Source organism: Dyella sp. PARNA 12/25 (assembly GCF_055702865.1).
Window position 1 is genome coordinate 376556 of the sequence record NZ_JBVQCI010000003.1, and the last position, 16820, is coordinate 393375.

Annotated in this window: 11 protein-coding genes; 7 read left to right on the plus strand and 4 right to left on the minus strand. The window is 58.8% G+C overall.

All coding sequences use genetic code 11. The features are described 5' to 3' along the window. Window positions 1-150 precede the first annotated feature (150 nt). Genes AC0GUR_RS09425 through AC0GUR_RS09435 form a run of 3 tightly spaced genes read left to right on the plus strand, consistent with a single transcriptional unit; the run spans window position 151 to window position 5757 of the window. Window positions 151-1203, plus strand: coding sequence for an efflux RND transporter periplasmic adaptor subunit (locus AC0GUR_RS09425; RefSeq protein WP_472877202.1), 1053 nt, complete (start codon window positions 151-153; stop codon window positions 1201-1203). Beyond that, window positions 1200-4340, plus strand: coding sequence for a multidrug efflux RND transporter permease subunit (locus AC0GUR_RS09430; protein ID WP_472877203.1), 3141 nt, complete (start codon window positions 1200-1202; stop codon window positions 4338-4340). Before AC0GUR_RS09425 ends, AC0GUR_RS09430 begins: the two co-directional genes overlap by 4 nt. Continuing rightward, window positions 4333-5757, plus strand: coding sequence for an efflux transporter outer membrane subunit (locus tag AC0GUR_RS09435; protein ID WP_472877204.1), 1425 nt, complete (start codon window positions 4333-4335; stop codon window positions 5755-5757). The genes AC0GUR_RS09430 and AC0GUR_RS09435 overlap by 8 nt, the downstream gene beginning before the upstream one ends. Window positions 5758-5809: 52 nt before the next feature. Here the strand turns inward: AC0GUR_RS09435 and AC0GUR_RS09440 are convergent, their stop codons facing one another. The 3 genes from AC0GUR_RS09440 to AC0GUR_RS09450 form a co-directional block, all read right to left on the minus strand. Further along, window positions 5810-6070: a hypothetical protein gene (locus tag AC0GUR_RS09440; RefSeq protein WP_472877205.1), complete on the minus strand. Its 261-nt coding sequence runs from the start codon at window positions 6068-6070 to the stop codon at window positions 5810-5812. Between the two features lie 734 nt (window positions 6071-6804). Then, a complete protein-coding gene (locus tag AC0GUR_RS09445) occupies window positions 6805-8322 on the minus strand; it encodes a Na+/H+ antiporter NhaC family protein (protein ID WP_472877206.1) in 1518 nt (505 codons plus the stop codon). Between the two features lie 111 nt (window positions 8323-8433). Further along, window positions 8434-9891, minus strand: a complete 1458-nt coding sequence (locus tag AC0GUR_RS09450) for a tetratricopeptide repeat protein (protein WP_472877207.1) — start codon at window positions 9889-9891, stop codon at window positions 8434-8436. A gap of 517 nt (window positions 9892-10408) precedes the next feature. Here AC0GUR_RS09450 and AC0GUR_RS09455 point away from each other — a divergent pair. Then, a complete protein-coding gene (locus AC0GUR_RS09455; RefSeq protein WP_472877208.1) occupies window positions 10409-11833 on the plus strand; it encodes a basic amino acid/polyamine antiporter in 1425 nt (474 codons plus the stop codon). Between the two features lie 33 nt (window positions 11834-11866). After that, window positions 11867-13120, plus strand: coding sequence for an arginine deiminase (gene arcA / locus AC0GUR_RS09460; RefSeq protein WP_472877209.1), 1254 nt, complete (start codon window positions 11867-11869; stop codon window positions 13118-13120). Window positions 13121-13231: 111 nt separating this feature from the next. On the opposite strand, the gene AC0GUR_RS09465 is transcribed toward arcA, so the two are convergent. Continuing rightward, a complete protein-coding gene (locus tag AC0GUR_RS09465; protein ID WP_472877210.1) occupies window positions 13232-13777 on the minus strand; it encodes a TIGR00645 family protein in 546 nt (181 codons plus the stop codon). A gap of 637 nt (window positions 13778-14414) precedes the next feature. Here AC0GUR_RS09465 and AC0GUR_RS09470 point away from each other — a divergent pair. Both AC0GUR_RS09470 and AC0GUR_RS09475 read left to right on the plus strand, forming a co-directional pair. Then, on the plus strand, window positions 14415-15338 hold the full coding sequence (locus AC0GUR_RS09470) for a LysR family transcriptional regulator (RefSeq protein ID WP_472877211.1): 924 nt from the start codon (window positions 14415-14417) through the stop codon (window positions 15336-15338). Window positions 15339-15481: 143 nt separating this feature from the next. After that, window positions 15482-16207 (plus strand): alpha/beta fold hydrolase, encoded by a 726-nt coding sequence (locus AC0GUR_RS09475; RefSeq protein ID WP_472877212.1) that lies wholly within the window; start codon window positions 15482-15484, stop codon window positions 16205-16207. Window positions 16208-16820: the final 613 nt, after the last annotated feature.

A 16820-nucleotide genomic window follows, 5' to 3' on the forward strand; every position in this document is an offset into this window, starting at 1 on the left:
CAAGCGGCCGTGTATCAGTCGGATCGCCCCCGAACTTTTAGCCCCACCATGCCCGCAGGCTCGCGCATGCTTCGCGCTGTTCTCTGCTGCGGATTCACGTTACTGACTGCTTGCGGACGTGATGATGAATCGGGGCGTGAAAGGGCAGGCATGTTTGCCCCCACAGTTTCTGTGGAGGAGGTGCACACGGGGCCGGTGCCCAACCTTATCGAGCTGCCGGGCAGGGTGGAAGCCGTGCGGTCAGCAGAGGTGCGCGCACGCGCCGACGGCATAGTCCAGCGACAGCTCTACGTCGAGGGAACCGACGTGGCAGCTGGCGCGCAGCTGTTCCAGATCGATCCGCGCGACCTGCAGGCGCGATTGCAGCAGGCGCGTGCCTCGCTCGCTTCGGCTCAGGCGGGGCGTGCCCAAACTGCCGGGCTGCGCTCACGACTGTCTTCGCTCGTGCAGCGCAAGGCTGTAAGTGTGCAGGAGTACGAAACGGCGCAAGCCTCGTTCCAGCAGGCTGATGCAGCCCTGCTTGAAGCGCAGGCCGCGGTTGATCGCGCTACGCTGCAGCTGAGCTACGCCACAGTGCGCGCCCCGATCGCCGGCCGCGTCGGCCGCGCCCTGGTCAGTGAAGGTGCGCTTATGAGCGCGGCTTCAGCCACCTTGATGACCCAGGTGGATCAGCTCGATTCGGTCTTCGTCACGTTTCATCCGTCCAATGCCACGATGAGCGAGTTGCAAAGTGGCATTGCCAGTGGCCGGATCGATCCAGGCGACAGCAAACACATGCGTGTGACGTTGTTGCTCGAGGACGGTTCGCGCTATCCCGTGCAAGGCGAAGTCGACTTCACTGAAAAGGCGGTCGATCCTTCCACCGGAAGCCGCATGCTGCGCGCGCGCTTTGAGAATCCAGGCCGCCATTTGCTGCCAGGCCAGTTCGTGCGAGGCATTCTCGCGGCTGGCGTCATGCGTGACGGAATCAGTTTGCCGGAACGGGCCATCGCCATTGGGGAGGATGAGGCGAGCGTCATGATCGTCAACGCCGAGGGCGTGGCGATGCGCCAGCCAGTCACGTTGGCCGGTCAGGCCGATGGGCGATGGGTGGTGCAGTCGGGGCTCGCCTCGGGAGAAAAGGTGATCGTGGATGGCTGGCACAAGGTGCGCCCCGGCCAGCACGTGACCGCACAGCCAGTGAAAGCGGCGCCCGACTCATGAGCGGGTTCTTTGTCTACCGGCCAGTGTTCGCCTGGGTCGTGGCGCTGTTTGCCATCCTGTTTGGAGTGATTGCGCTTTATTCGCTGCCGGTGGAGCAATACCCCGATGTCGCACCACCATCCCTGAGTATTTCCGCCACCTTCATTGGCGCCGATGCGCAGACGGTAGATCGCACGGTGACCTCACTCATTGAGAATGAGCTCAATGGTGTCGACGATTTCCTCTTTCTGAGTTCAACCAGCCGTTCCAACGGAACGGCACAGATCCGCGTGACGTTTCGCAGTGGCACCGATCTGGATCGCGCCCGCTCGCAGGTCCAGGACCGGCTGGCACGCGTAGAGACTCGCCTGCCGGAAGAGGTGCGGCAACGGGGCTTGCAGGTCACCCAATCAACCACCGGGTTCCTGATGCTGGTTACCCTGAGTTCGCAGAATGGCAAGCGCAGTGCGCTGGAACTGGGTGATTTTGCTTCCAACAATATCGTTGAGGAACTGCGCCGCTTGCACGGCGTCGGTGACGTCTCGTTGTTTGGCTCAAGCTATGCCATGCGTGTCTGGCTGGATCGCGAAAAACTGGTCAGCTACGGCCTGTCGCCCGGTGAGGTGATAGCCGCCATTCGCGAACAAAATTCGCAGACGGCGGGCGGTGGTCTTGGCTTGCAGCCTCTTGCGCCGAACACGGAATCGACAGCGCAGATCATCACGCGCGGGCGATTCACCAATGCCGAACAATTCAGGCAGGTGATTGTGCGTGCCACACCCGGTGGCGCGACGGTGCGGCTGGGCGATGTTGCTGACGTTGAACTGGGCAACGACTCCTACGGGCTGGACATGACGCTCAACGGCAGGCCCGCTGCCGGCATGGCGATTTCGCTGGCTTCCGGTGCAAACGCACTGGCCACTGCCAACGCGGTGCGACAGCGCATGCAGGCACTGCAAGCGTCCTTTCCATCCGATATCCAGTGGAGTGTGCCGTTCGATTCCACACCATTTATAAGCGAATCGGTACGGGGTGTGCTGCGCACCATGATCGAGGCGATGGTGCTGGTGTCGATCGTGGTGCTGCTGTTCTTGCAGAGTTGGCGGGCGATGTTGCTGCCGACGCTGGTCGTTCCTATTTCCTTGATCGGCACATGCCTTGGCCTGATGGCTTTTGGTGCATCCATCAATCTGTTGTCGCTATTTGCGATGGTGGTGGCGATCGGCATTCTCAACGACGACGCGATCGTTATCGTCGAGAACGTCGAGCGCATCATGCGCGACGATCAGTTGCCCGCTCGCGAGGCCACCGTCAAGGCCATGAGCCAGCTGACGGGCGCGATCATCGCCACCACGCTGGTGTTGCTGGCCGTATTCATTCCCATGGGCTTTTTCCCTGGCTCGGCGGGCGGCATCTATCGACAGTTCGCGATAACGCTGAGCGTGTCGTTGGTCGTGTCGACGATTCTGTCACTGACTCTGGCGCCGGCGATTTGCGGCGCGACGCTTCGCCCGGCTGGGCCCGCAGGGCAGGGGCCGGCGCTGATCAGGCAACTGTTTGACGTCATTAATCGCGGACTGGACCGAAGCACGCGCGCCTATGTCAACGTGGTGGAGAAGATTCTGCGGCGTCCCTGGCTGTGGATGGGTCTATTCGTACTGGTAACAGGGGTAACTGCACTCGGCTACTCGCGACTTCCGGGCAGCTTTCTTCCGGACGAAGATCAGGGCAACCTGTTTGTCGCCTACAACGGCGCCCCCGGTTCGACCGCGCCACTAACGCGAGATGCGGTGAGGCAGGCCGAAGCGATTCTCCTGCAGCAACCCGAAGTGCTCAGCGTCTCCAGCGTCATCGGCTTCAGTTTCTTCGGGCAAGGACAGAGCATGGCGATGTCCTTCGTCAACCTGAGGCCATGGGGCGAGCGCGGCAGGGGGCATAGCTCACTGGAACTCGCGCAACGCCTGAACGTGATACTGGCGCGAATTCCGCAAGCGCAGATCTTCGTACTGAACCCACCGCCGATCCAGTCTCTGGGCAATGCCTCCGGCTTCACCATGAAGGTGGAAGATCGTGGCGGCAACGGCACGCGCGCCCTGCAGGCCGTCGCCATGGCCATGGTGCAGCGTGCCGCGGCGAGTTCATTGGTTACCGGTGTGCGACCCGAAGGCCTGCCGCTGGCACCGCAACTTTATCTGGACATTGACCGCACAAAAGCCCGCGCACTCGGCGTGCCACTCTCACAGATCAACCAGACGCTGGGGATCATGTTCGGTTCGTCCTACGTCAATGACTTCATTCGCCAGGGCAATGTGCTTCGTGTCTTCGTGCAGGGGGAGGCATCGCAACGCATGCGCGCCGAGGACGTGGCCGACCTGCGTGTGATGGGAAGCAACGGGCAGTCGGTGCCGTTCTCCGCGTTCTCTCGTGCGCATTGGACAGTGGGTGAGCAGCAGGTGGAGCGATACAACGGATTCCTGTCGACGACGGTGTCGGGTCAGGCTGCGGCGGGCCGCTCCAGCGGCACAGGCATGCGCGAGATGGAGCGCATCGCGGCCGAAGTGCTGCCACCCGGCATGCGCTACGAATGGACCGGCACTGCGCGTGAGGAGCAGGAGGCCGCGGGGCAGGTTGGGCTACTGCTTGGGTTGGCGCTGCTGGTGGCTTTCTTGTTGCTGGCAGCGCTGTATGAGAGTTGGAGTACCCCCGTGGCCGTTTTACTGGTGGTGCCATTTGGCATCTTCGGCGCGGTATTGCTTACGGCTGCGCGTGGCATGTCGGCCGACGTGTATTTTAATGTCGGTCTGATCACCATCATTGGACTGGCGGCGAAGAACGCGATCCTGATTGTGCAGTTTGGCCTCGACGAAGAAGCTCGCGGCATACCGACAACGGAGGCAGTACTCGCAGCGACGCGTCTACGCTTGCGTCCCATCCTGATGACCAGCCTGACCTTCATCGTCGGCATGTTGCCATTGGCGTTTGCAAGTGGTGCCGGCGCAGCGAGCAGACAGGCCGTGGGCACTGGTGTGCTGGGCAGCATGTTTACCGCCACGGCCTTCGGCATCTTCTTCACTCCGTTGTTCTACTTCTTGTTGCGGCGACGCGCGGCGCGCAGTGATGTTCCCAAAACGGCCGCACCCGAGGCCGGCTATGAGTAAGGGGGCGCTGCTTCTGAGCGTGGTGCTGCTACTGGCGGGCTGCAATCTTGCGCCTCATTACCAGCCGCCACCGGCAGCAGTACCGAATGGATATCGCACATCGGGTGCCACTGGCGTGCGTGCACAAGACCTCGCCTGGCAGGATTTCTTCCACGACCCGGTACTACGCGAACTGATTGGACAAGCACTCGAACACAACCGTGATCTCGGCGCCGCCACCGCACGGATCGAGCAGGCGAGGGCACAGTTTCGCATTCAACGCAGTCAACGCCTGCCGAGCGTCGATGTCGGTGCTTCCGCGCAACGCTTGCGCACTACCGTTAGTCCGGCCGAAGACGCGCCGCGGGTTACGGTCGACAGCTACGCCGCCCAGGTGGCGATACCTTCCTTCGAACTGGATTTTTGGGGTCGCGTAGCCAACCTCAGCGAATCGGCGCGTCGCCAGTACCTTGCCACGGAAGAGGCGCAGCGCGCCTTCCGGCTATCGTTGATTGCCAACGTTGCCGCCAGCTATTACGCGCTGCGATCAAGCGAGGAGGGCATCGTACTGGCCCAAAGCTCACTGGATAGCCGGCGGCAGACGCTGGAGTTGGCGCAGCTGCGCATGGATGCAGGGCTGACCTCCTCCATTGACTATCACCAGTCCTATGCGCTGGTTACGCAGGCTGAAACCCAACTGGCCCAACTGAAGCGAAGCCGCGAGCAGGCCCTGCATTTGCTGCAGTGGCTGGTCGGCACGCCCTTGCCGGATCCATTGCAACCGGGGTTGCCTATCGAGGATGTCACTCAGCTGACGGCGCTCGATCCTGGTCTTCCATCCGATCTGCTCAACGATCGCCCTGACATTCGCATGGCGGAACAGCGCCTGCGCGCCGCCAACGCCAATATTGGGGCCGCGCGTGCATTGTATTTCCCGACCATTGCGCTGACCGGCGGCGCAGGGTACGCCTCAGACGAGCTATCCAACCTGTTCTCGGGCCCCAACCACCTTTGGTCATTTGGCGTTGGCGCAGCATTACCGCTGCTGGACTGGGGCCGCCGCCGGGCGCAGGTCGATCTGGCTCAAGGTCAACGTGACGAACTTGAGATGTCGTATCAGTCCACCGTGCAGAATGCCTTCCGCGAAGTAGCCGACGGACTCAGTGCCGCGCAACACAATGCTGAGCAGATTCGAGCGCAAGCGCGCACCGTCGATGTACAAGCGGCACTGAGTACCACTGCCCAAGACCGTTACGAGGTCGGCCTGACAACTTATCTGGAAGTGCTCGATGCCCAACGCAATCACTTTGCCGCCGAACAGACGTTGTTGCAGCTCCGCGCCACCGCATTACAAGACCGCGTAAACCTCTACACGGCACTCGGCGGAGGCGATGCGCCGCAGAGCGAACCAGAGACGCCTGGTTTTGCCCGGCACTGAAGAATCGCGCTGTCTTTCATTGCACTGGCTCTGCCGGGATCGCGGAAATGGATCAGTGCACCGTTATTCGCTTCTCCATTTCATCGATGCTCCGCTGCACCTTTTCCTCGATTTGTTGCATGAGTGCCATTTGCCCCTTATTGGCCGGATCTCGCTGCTTGACGTCGAGTATCGTTTTATTCATGTCTTCCATTTTGTGCAGATAGTTGAACCGTTCTTGATAGGAGTAGTGTTGCGCGTGTACTCCGTTGGTGCAGAACAGTGTCACAACTGCGAGAACCGCAATGACAGGCGGTGCAAATGCATTTCTCATTCCATTTCTCCCGGTAGTCGAACCATTGGTTACGTTTACTAGGTAATCCATAGCGTCACCGCCTCGCAGCGGGTGTTGTCGCAGGTGCAATGGGTGGCATTTGAAGTGCAGGGGCCAAAGATCGTTTTTTCCGACGCCATGCGTGGACGCCGAACTCGATCGACAGGCTTTCAAAATGTCTTGCTTTGATCTGGCGCAGCAAAGCGTCCGGAAAGCGTGGTCGTCCCGGAGTAGTTCCGACGGTGAATGAAATCGCCAAATAAGCCGAACTGGCGCAGCCGCCGGATGGAGCGAATCAACGATTCCCCGTTTGGCACGGCGCTGGCGCTTTCCAGTCCTTGGTGTGCCGGGGGCTTATGGTGCTCTGGCCTGTCATCGGGCGCAACTTTTTGTATGCGCCTGGGAGTCCGGGCGTCCGTCGGCTCGGCGAGGCGGTCGGGGGGCATCGCAGTCCATGTACGCCTGGAGGGTGGTTGATCTGCCAGGATGACTGCCTCGAGGATCAAATCCTTTTGGCGCTTGCCGGGTCGGCAAGGGCTCCGAAGCCTTCGATCCAGGCGTTTTGGCTCGCTCACCGGCGATGACGCATTGGAGGGTGGCCACTACCTTTGGTGCCGCACACCCTACGAAAGAACGGGTGTGCGCACCTGCACGATGCGAGCTGCTGCGACACATTGCGGGGAAAGCCTTGGCGAACGACCGCCGCGGCTTGCTATCCATGTCGGTTAGCGATGCTATTCATCCGGCGGTGATGGATCGTTTGAGAGAGGCTTGAGAGTGGCTGCGACCGGACCGCCCGGGAGGTGGCGAATCTTGAAGCCCGTGATGCCAAGCAGCAATGTGCAAACGGGCGCGGCCATATTGAATAAGGCGAAAGGCAAGTAGGCTAGCGTTGATACACCGAGCACCGCCGCCATGTAGGCCCCGCAGGAATTCCATGGCACCAAGGGGGACGTCACGATACCGGCATCACCTACAGAGCGGGACAGGTTTTCGGGAGCCAATCCTCGCTCGGAGAACTCCGTCTTGAACAACCGGCTTGGCAGCAGAAGCGCTATATATTGGTCGCCAGCAACGATGTTGAGCCCAATGGCGGTGAGCACGACGGCGAAGAACAGGCGACCCACGGTCTTGGCGCGCCGAAGGACCGGAGTGATTAACTTGCCGAGCATTCCGAAATCGTCGGCCAGGATGCCAAAAGTGACTGCCGCGATGATCAGCCAGATGGTCGGTAACATGCTCTCCATGCCGCCGCGAGACAACAACTGGTCTATCTGCGGGATGCCGGAATTGGCCCGAAAGCCATTGGCCATGGCCAGCCATATACCTTTGATGGCGATAATCGGCGCAGGTGTACCCGGTTCTCCGATGAAACGTGCGATGGCCTGCGGTTGAAGGAAGGCCGCCATGATGCCGGCCAACAGGGCTGAGCTCATGATCGCAAGCGACGCGGGTACTTTGCGAATCGACATTCCAAGCAGAAACGCCAGCGGAATGAGGTTCCACGGGGTAATGGAAAACAGTGTATCGAGCTTGTTGAGCTCGGCATGGGTTATCGAGCTGTCGAAGCCGCCGCTGTTGTTGAGGCCAAACACCGTAAAGACGGCCAGGGCGAACAAGCCGGCAGGTATCGTGGTCCATGCCTGCGAGCGAATATGCACGTAAAGATCCACATCGCTCAATTGAGCCGCAAGCACGGTACTCTCTGACAAGGGCGAGACTTTGTCGCCGACATAGGCGCCGGAAATGATTGCTCCAGCGGTGATCGCCGGGGATAGTCCGGTGACATGGGCGAGCCCAACCAGGCCCACTCCGACAGTGCCGGCGGTGGTCCATGAGCTGCCGATACTCAGCGAAGTGCCCGTGCACACCAGAAAGGTGATCGGGTAGAACCATGCCGGCGTGATCAATTTGATGCCGTAATAGACCAGCGTGGGAATGGTTCCCGACATGTTCCACGTACCGATCAGCGCGCCCACTGCAAGCAGGATAAAGATCGCGCCAACAATGGACGCAATGCCTTTGCGACCGGATTCTTGTACTTCTTCCCACGCATGCCCATTCTTGAAGATGATCAGAATGACGATCATCGTGCTGAGGGTTATGGCGACCTGTAGCGGGCCATCGACCGCCGTGAGGCCAAAGAGCGCCACGGACGCCCCCACCAAACCGACCAGTGCAAGTAACGGGATCAGCGCATCCAGGTAGGAAGGTGGCTTCGTGGCGCGCCGTTTCGGAGGTACGTCGTTCATGGGCGTCTCGACGGAAGGTGTGAAGCTTCGAAGGACAGATTTATCGTCGGGCCAGGCTGATGGCGTCACACAGCCGCGGGTAGCTCGCTAGTGAAAGAGCTATCCGATGTTTCAGAAGCCTTTTCGCACGTTGACAAGGATCTCAGTCGAGCTGTAGTTGAACCCGATGTCTGCATTGCTCTTGTCGTGGAGCCACACAATCTGGGGTCTCAATGTCCAGCTCGGGGCAAACTCCCACGTAAGATAGGTTCCCGCCTCGTGCAGGTTGTCGTTGCGCTGGGCCAGGATCACATTGTCGAGCGCAGTGGGGTGAAAATGGAGCGCCTCCATGTCGTATGCATTGTGCTCCCACCAGTAATAGATACCCCAGTCCACCTTGTCACTGAACGCGAAATCCAACGTGGCCGATGCGCCGTAGAGGTCGGAGTTTCCATCGGGCAGGTTGGTTGAAACATAGCGCCCGTAACGCCCGTCGATCGTCAGGCTTGCACGGCCATCCATGAACGAATGAATCCAGCCAGCCGAGCCCTGGGCGGTCGTGCGGGTCCAGGTGACGACTGGCTCTCCCGGAAACCAACGCCGAGAGTAGAGCAGCTCGAAGCTCAGCTGATTGGCGGCATCGAGGCGATGCAGGTAGTTCCCGTAGATGCCTGCGTCGTTGCGATAATTGCCGCTACCCCTGTAGCTCACACGGCCCCTGATGCCGATGCCCAGGTTATTGTCGCCGAACGAGCGGCTTCCCCCGAAGTTCCAGCGAAGATCGGAGTCGTCGCGGCTGTTGTTGTTGTCGTAGTAGCGGAAGCGATAGTCGAGTGTTCCGGTGAGCGAGTAACCGTCGTCGAGTGCGTAGTTAAGTCCGCCGCCAACGCGAAGATTGTAGAAGGTATCCTTGCGATCGCTACCGCCAAATGTCTGCGTCCCGATCGTGTCGTGCACATCGTAGACACCTATGCCTGTTTCCAGATAGCCGAAACCTGTCAGGCGCTTGCCTTCTTCCACAGACTGCTTGGCTGCTTCATTGTAGATCTTGACCTGGCTTAGCAAATCAGGCGGCAGATTTTCGAAACGCAGCACCGTCTCGAATTCGATCTTCGCCTCTGCGAATCGCCCAAGGGCGTAGTAAGCGCGCCCAAGTGCGAGATGCACCGATGGCGCATCACGTTGCGCAGCAATACTTGCCTGGAACAGATCCTTTGCCTGCTCGGCGTGCCCGGAGCCGAGTGCCGCCTGCCCGAATACGTAGTCGAAGTCAGGGTCGCCACGGTCGGCGTCAGCCAAGGGCGAAAGGAGGTCATACGCCTCCGTGTACTTACCATCACCTAGCAGCTGCCTGGCCTGCGAGACATTGCTTGCGGCATGGCTTGTCGCGAGAGTGGATTCGCTCGCAAAAACGACACACACCGTCTGCGGTGCCAGGTTGACGATCAATAGCATGAGCGCAACAGAGCAACGCGAGCGCAAACGATCGCGGGAAGCCGTGATAGTGGAGATGAATCCGTTCATTGTCTCACCTGATTTATAGATGGATTGACAGTGCTCTATTGCGGGTCGACCTATGGGGTCGAGCAAAGGACTAGTCAGACACAAATCAAAGCGGCAATCGAAACAATGAAGCTGCCCAAAACATCCTTGAATAGCTGATGGTGGCTTCCGGAGTAGTAGGCGGAACTGGGCCGATCACAGATGCCAACTACACGGGTGGTTTTTGCGGCTGGGCACATGAAGAATGCGTGATGGCCCAGGCGAAGTCTCCCATGTCTTGGTTTCAATTGTGACAGGTTGTTGTCAACGCTCCAGCGAGTACTGCCGTGATTGCCAACAGGGCGCCCGAGCGAGCGCCCTGCGAGACGCATAGAAGCAATGGCTTTTGCTGTCTTCGCCGTTGCGCTACGCCCAGCCTCCAACCAGTATTTCTACTAATATCCAAGCTCCAAAGATCTTCTTACCATGACGGAGCATTTTCGCGCCCTAAATTTGGTGGTGCTGCGAGAAGCGGCTTAGTCGATCAACTGCGTTAGGTAAAGAAGCTTGGTGGCGCAATCTTGCGCCGCATGTCTGGAATGCCGATCCACAAGAGGGAGCGGGCATGGCTACGACAGAAAGGAAAATGTCGCGGTTACAACTAACCGCGATGGTGGTAGGGGGAATGGTCGGCGCGGGCATTTTCTCGCTACCACGCACCTTCGCCAATGCTACGGGCCCCCTGGGTGCGCTCATTGCCTGGCTTATCGCTGGCACCGGCATGTACATGCTGGCAAGGGTGTTCCAGCTGCTCGCACAACGAAAACCTGATCTCGATGCTGGTGTGTATGCCTATGCAAAGGCCGGCTTCGGCGACTATCCCGGCTTTTTATCCGCTTTTGGATACTGGATCGGCAGTTGCATTGGCAATGTGTCCTATTGGGTGCTTATCAAGTCAACCTTGGGCGCGTTCTTTCCGGTGTTCGGCGATGGCAACACCGTCATCGCCATCGTGGTGGCCTCTATTGGCATCTGGCTATTTCATTTCATGATACTCCGGGGCATTCAGCAGGCCGCGTTCATCAATAGCGTGGTCACGGTGGCTAAGATCATTCCGATCCTGACATTCATCGTGATCCTGATCTTCGCCTTCCAGGGGAACAAGTTCAGCAGCAACCTATATGGGGGTGGACTGCAAGGGGGCATCTTCGAGCAGGTTCGCGCCACCATGATGGTTACAGTCTTTGTGTTTCTCGGCATCGAGGGGGCGAGCGTGTACTCCCGCTATGCGAAGAAGCGCTCAGACGTCGGCACTGCCACCATTGGTGGCTTCATTGTCGTGACAACGCTGATGGTTCTGGTGACGCTGCTTCCCTATGCCGTCTTGCCACGCATCGATGTTGCAGGCATGCGCCAGCCCTCAATGGCCGCGGTGCTCGAGGCGGTAGTGGGGCGATGGGGCGCAGTCTTCGTCAGCATCGGGTTGCTTGTATCAGTCCTGGGTGCCTACCTTGCTTGGTCGCTGATTTGCGCGGAAGTGCTGTTCACGGCTGCGAAGACCAACGACATGCCCTCGGTCTTCGCCAGGGAAAACAAGAACAAGGTTCCCGCAGCAGCGCTTTGGTTGACCAATATTGTCGTCCAGCTGATTGTCATCACTACCTATTGGTCGAGAGACGCTTTTTCGCTGATGTTGAATTTGACGAGTGCCATGAGCCTCATCCCATTCTTTCTGGTGGCTGGCTACGGACTTCAACTCACTACGCGGGGCGAGACGTACGACGTGCAGCCAAGCGATAAAAGGCGCGATCTCATCGTTGCCGTTATCGCCACGATCTATACCGCCTTCCTGCTTTATGCGGGAGGCATAAGGTACATCGTCTTGTCGGCGGTTCTGTATGCGCCAGGCACGGCACTCTATTTCTGGAGTCAGCGCGAGCAGGGCAAGCCAGTCTTCCTCAAGGTATCTGACAAGGTCATCTTTGCCCTCGCGGTCATAGGGGCGTTCGTGGGTGTCTACTGGATCGCGACGGGATACATCACGATTTAAGCATTCTTTTTTTCTGTGAGAGCGGAGAACGTCATGACGAGTGGGAATGCAGGTGAATTCGGTGTGTATTCAGAGGTTGGGCAGCTGCGCAAGGTGATGGTATGCGCACCGGGGCTCGCACATTCACGATTGACACCAAGCAACTGCGATGAACTGCTCTTTGATGATGTTCTCTGGGTGGACAACGCCAAGCGAGACCACTTCGACTTTGTCAACAAGATGCGTGATCGGGGCATTGACGTGCTGGAAATGCACAATCTGCTGGCCGAGACCGTGGCGGCTCCGGAAGGGAAGAAATGGATTCTGGACAATCAGGTCGTTCCTAACCAGGTTGGACTTGGCTTCATGGACGAGCTGCGCAGCTACCTGGAAGGATTGGAGCATCGGAAACTCGCCGAAACGCTGCTTGGCGGCTTGTCGACACACGACTTTCCTGAAGATGTCGGAGGCAAAGCATTGGCTGTCGTCAAAGAGGCGGCGGGTGTCACCGAATATCTGCTGCCGCCGCTCCCGAATACCTTGTACACACGAGACACTACCTGCTGGATCTACGGCGGGGTAACTCTCAACCCACTGTACTGGCCTGCGCGTCACGAAGAAACCATTCTCACGACCGCCATCTACAAGTTTCATCCCAACTTTGCGGGAAAGGTCAACGTATGGTGGGGCGATCCGACTGAGGATCATGGGCTCGCCACGCTAGAGGGCGGCGACGTGATGCCTATCGGGAAGGGCGTCGTGTTAATCGGGATGAGTGAGCGTACTTCGCGTCAAGCCATCAGTCAGCTGGCCGCTACTTTGTTCAAGAAGGGCGCCGCACAGCGGGTAATTGTGGCGGCGATGCCAAAGATTCGAGCAGCGATGCACTTGGATACGGTGTTCACCTTTGCTGATCGCGATTGCGTGCTGGTGGCGCCGGACTTTCTGGTAAAAACGCGTGCATTCTCCTACCGGCCGAGCAGTCACCCTAGTGGCGTCGAACTTCACAAAGAAGAGAAGCCCTTCGTTGATGTGGTAGCTGAATCGCTTGGCCTCCATAAATTGCGTGTGATCGAGGCTGGTGGCAGCGACTACCAACGCGAGCGCACCCAATGGGATAGTGGTGCCAACCTGGTGTGCGCTTCGCCGGGAGTCGTCTATGCTTACGATCGCAACACCTACACGAACACCTTACTGCGCAAGGCCGGAATCGAAGTGATCACGATTGTCGGTGCAGAACTGGGTCGAGGGCGCGGCGGTGGTCATTGCATGACCTGTCCCATTAGTCGCGACGCGGTGGACTATTGACGGCCTAGCGACGTCTGCGTTGCTCGCGGATTGGAGCAAAGTCGCATCGTATGGTGCGCGATACGGAGATGACCATCTTGGGTCCTCTTCAACTGACGATGCGCGCCACGCTCAGTCGCCCTCTATCCCTTGCCGCCGCGTGGTCAGTGACGAAACGCGATCAGAAACCGCTAGTGCGATGGCCGAAAGCAATAGCGTGACATGGATGATCGCCATCCAGATCAGCGTGCCTCTTTCAAAGCTCTCGCCATCTTCCATCTTCATGAAGGCCCGTAGCAGGGCGATGGCTGAGATGGCGATGATGGAACCCATCAGCTTCATCTTCATGTCTGTGAAGTCCACCTTGCCCATCCAGGATGGACGGATTTCGCTGGCCGAATCAATACGGTCGACGAAATTCTCGTAGCCGGCCAGCGTGACGATCAGTAGTAGATTGGCCACCAAGGTCAAATCAATCAGCGCCAAGGCCATCAAGATAGCGGCGCTTGGCGTAAGCTCAAGCAAATGCCGGAGGTTGAAGATCAGCTCGCGCAGAAATACTACCAGCAGAGCGAATATCGTCATCATCAGGCCGAAATAGAATGGCACCATCACCCAGCGTGTGCCGAATAGGATGCGCGAAAGGGCATTGCGAAATTGGCGAGGTTGATCGTCCACGGCATGCTCCTGGCTCAGCGAGAGGCAGTCTCGAGGTTGCTCACTCTAAGTGCATGGCTTCGCGCGATCTATGTCCGTTCGTTGCGCGCTTCGTGATGTAATGACGTCGCGAATTCCGTCTCCTCAGCGCCACCGTCGTGCGACGAGCCGACAAATGGGCTTGACGCGATGCTGCAAAATGGTACGCGTATCAATTCGCTCGGGACCCACCCGCAACCCCGCCTGGCGCGACCCCTGTCGTCGTGGAGATGGGGTGTTTGGTGAACGGAGAATACACCCAGTGTGCGTCAACGCCTATGCCATGCCTGCGACGTAAAAGGCTAGTGTGGGAACTATTTAGGTGGTAAAGCAATTCGACCCTGCGCCCAAAAGGCGATTGCAGGGCAGGGCGATTAGCCCGTGCTATCGTCGGTATAGCTGACGTCCGATTTTGATGGCGATGTCGTTTAATCGCATCCTAATCGGAGCGGCTTTAGTTGCCATCCATGACATGCAGCAGTAGTTGGCACGCAACCTTGCGCATGAAACATTTTGGAGCGCGGAGAGGCGCCGGGCGCTTCTATTTCGACGCTGCCCCCGAGCATGCGGGCTACGGAACTCCCGAACATCAATGGATGAGCGAAGAGGCCAATGCACTATGAAGCCCCTGGATCTAACACGATTCGATCTCAATCTTCTGGTTGTATTGGAGGCACTCTGGATCGAAAGGCATGTTGGCAGGGCAGCCGAACGATTGCATTTGTCCCAGTCCGCAACCAGCCACGCCTTGTCGAGACTGCGCATGGCTTTTGCCGATCAGCTATTCGTGCGTAACCCTCGAGGGATTGCACCGACGCCACTGGCCATCGAGTTGATGCCGAGAGTAGCGGCGGTGCTCGAGTCGGTCAGGCTCGTCGCCAGTCCACGTGGCCCATTCGACCCCAGTCGCTTGCAGGCAATCCTCTCGGTGGCGGCCACCGACCTCGCCGTAATGAGCGTCATTGCCCCAGTCCTGGCCAGAATTCAGGCTGCTGCGCCGGGCGTGGTGCTGAGGCTTCGGCCGGCCGATATCGAATCCGCCGTGCGCATGTTGGACGCCGGTGATCTCGACATTGCGCTGGGGTCAGGCTCTTTTGCCCAGATCCCGCAGCGGCTTGATTGCCAGCTTGTCCATAAGGAGCGCTTCGTAGGTATAGCGCGCAAGGGGCACCCGGCTCTGGTCAAGCGGGGGAGGAAGCTGCACATGGAACTGGAGGACTTCATCCGTCTGCCGCACATCTTGGTTTCACCGCGTGGCGATACCCGTGGCGCCGTCGACGATGCGCTGGAGGCCCTCGGTCATACCCGCAAAGTGAGCGCCACTTGCTCCAGCTTTCTCGCCGTTCCGTTCATGGTCGGCGCTTCGCAATCGATTGCCGTCATCGCCGAGCGGGTTGCTCTTCGGATGCAGGAGACCGCGCAGTTGAGCCTATTTGAGCTGCCTTTGGCGTTGCCCTCGTGGGAGGTGCTTGTCATGCGAGCCCGCGGACGTGCCAACGAACCGATTGTTCGTTGGATTACGGACATGATGATCGCCGATTAGGAGCGGCAGGGGTCTGCTGCCGCTGGAGCCATCGAGGGATCATGCATTTTGTGCATCGACATGGTGCGCAAATGCCATTGGATCGAAAGCGCCGGCGTTCCTAGAGTCTGCTCGTCGTTCATTCAATGCGCGAGACGCAGCCCATGAAAACAGAACCCACCTTGGTCATGATCCCTTGCTTCGCAGGGGCTCCGTGGAAGCTTGACCAGTTGACTCACTTGCAGGGTCACGCCATGCGTACACTGCGATTGCCGGACGACGTGCGTGAACTGGAAACCCTGGCTGACTTCATTGCGGACCAGGTGAAAGACCTCGATAGCTACGTGATGGTGGGCGATTCGTACGGCGCGGTCTCCTCGATCGCGTTTGCGACGCGGCAGCCGAAAGGCCTCAAGGGCTTGGTGATCTCTGGTGGTTTTGCCAAGAGCCCCATCACATCGCCCTTGCTCAAGGCGTTGGCAGCGCTGGCACCCTTCTTTCCCGGGCCTTTTTACCGGCAGACGACCCTTAGGGTCCACGCAGCGCAATTGGCTTCGTCGTTTGACAAGGAGGGGGAGATCCCCTGGTCAGCCGAAAAGAGCCGCGCTTTCTTTGTGAAGGAGACGCCCCACAAGGCCTACGTCAATCGCATGCGCTCGATCGAGAAGGCGGACTATACGGCGTTGCTGAAAAAGATCGACGTCCCCACGCTGATCCTGACTCCCGAGGAAGACCACCTGATCGGCAAAGAGGCCGCGGGGATCCTCTTGAAGGGCATCAAGGGTTCACAGGAAGTCATCATGCCGCGCACCGGCCACATGTTCCGGTTCTCGCATCCCGGGGCCTATTCTCACGAGATCAGCAAGTTTCTGGAACGGGCGTCGCTTTAGCTTATGAAGAGGGGCGTGGATGGCGGTCCCGTGGTCTAGTTGCCTGATCCCTCAAGGCGTTGACTGTCGAAATGTCTGGCTTGGGGGCTCCGATACTTGCGGTCGCTACAGTCGGTGCGACAGAAACTCACGGGTTTCACGTCAGCCATGCGCTGAGCTAGGGTTGGTCTGGTGAGGCATGATGGTGCTGCGACGCACAAAGCCGGATGTCCGAATGTCGTTCGAGAAGCGTCTCTCTCTACAGAGCGCGAGTGAAATTCGCAGGGCGATCCCATGAGCGATGTTCTAACGATATTTCGAAAGGTCCGGGCGGTCGTGCTGCGGCACGGGGTTGCTCCGCAGGACGCTGACGACATCACAAGATGCCAAGCAATGGCAGCAGCGACATAAGGCTGCCGAGCGAGCGCATCGAGATGCTTTCATCGCGATGCAAATCCGACATGACTCGACTAGAGATGAGGTACGCCGTCTCGAACAGGAAGTTGCGCGTCAAACAGGTGTCGCCATCCGGTTAACTCTGTCACGCAAGTTAAAGAGGTTGGTTTCTCCAAATAATCAAAGAGTTGCATTGTTGTCGCGGCCTGTTCTCGAGGGCGTGCCGTAAAAGGTGACA

Excerpts from the sequence above, each read along its gene's own strand:
- AC0GUR_RS09430 (WP_472877203.1), top strand. The coding sequence starts at position 1,200 with ATGAGCGGGTTCTTTGTCTACCGGCCAGTGTTCGCCTGGGTCGTGGCG.
- AC0GUR_RS09425 (WP_472877202.1), top strand. The coding sequence starts at position 151 with ATGTTTGCCCCCACAGTTTCTGTGGAGGAGGTGCACACGGGGCCGGTG.
- AC0GUR_RS09440 (WP_472877205.1), bottom strand. The coding sequence starts at position 6,070 with ATGAGAAATGCATTTGCACCGCCTGTCATTGCGGTTCTCGCAGTTGTG.
- AC0GUR_RS09455 (WP_472877208.1), top strand. The coding sequence starts at position 10,409 with ATGGCTACGACAGAAAGGAAAATGTCGCGGTTACAACTAACCGCGATG.
- arcA (WP_472877209.1), top strand. The coding sequence starts at position 11,867 with ATGACGAGTGGGAATGCAGGTGAATTCGGTGTGTATTCAGAGGTTGGG.
- AC0GUR_RS09470 (WP_472877211.1), top strand. The coding sequence starts at position 14,415 with ATGAAGCCCCTGGATCTAACACGATTCGATCTCAATCTTCTGGTTGTA.
- AC0GUR_RS09445 (WP_472877206.1), bottom strand. The coding sequence starts at position 8,322 with ATGAACGACGTACCTCCGAAACGGCGCGCCACGAAGCCACCTTCCTAC.
- AC0GUR_RS09475 (WP_472877212.1), top strand. The coding sequence starts at position 15,482 with ATGAAAACAGAACCCACCTTGGTCATGATCCCTTGCTTCGCAGGGGCT.
- AC0GUR_RS09435 (WP_472877204.1), top strand. The coding sequence starts at position 4,333 with ATGAGTAAGGGGGCGCTGCTTCTGAGCGTGGTGCTGCTACTGGCGGGC.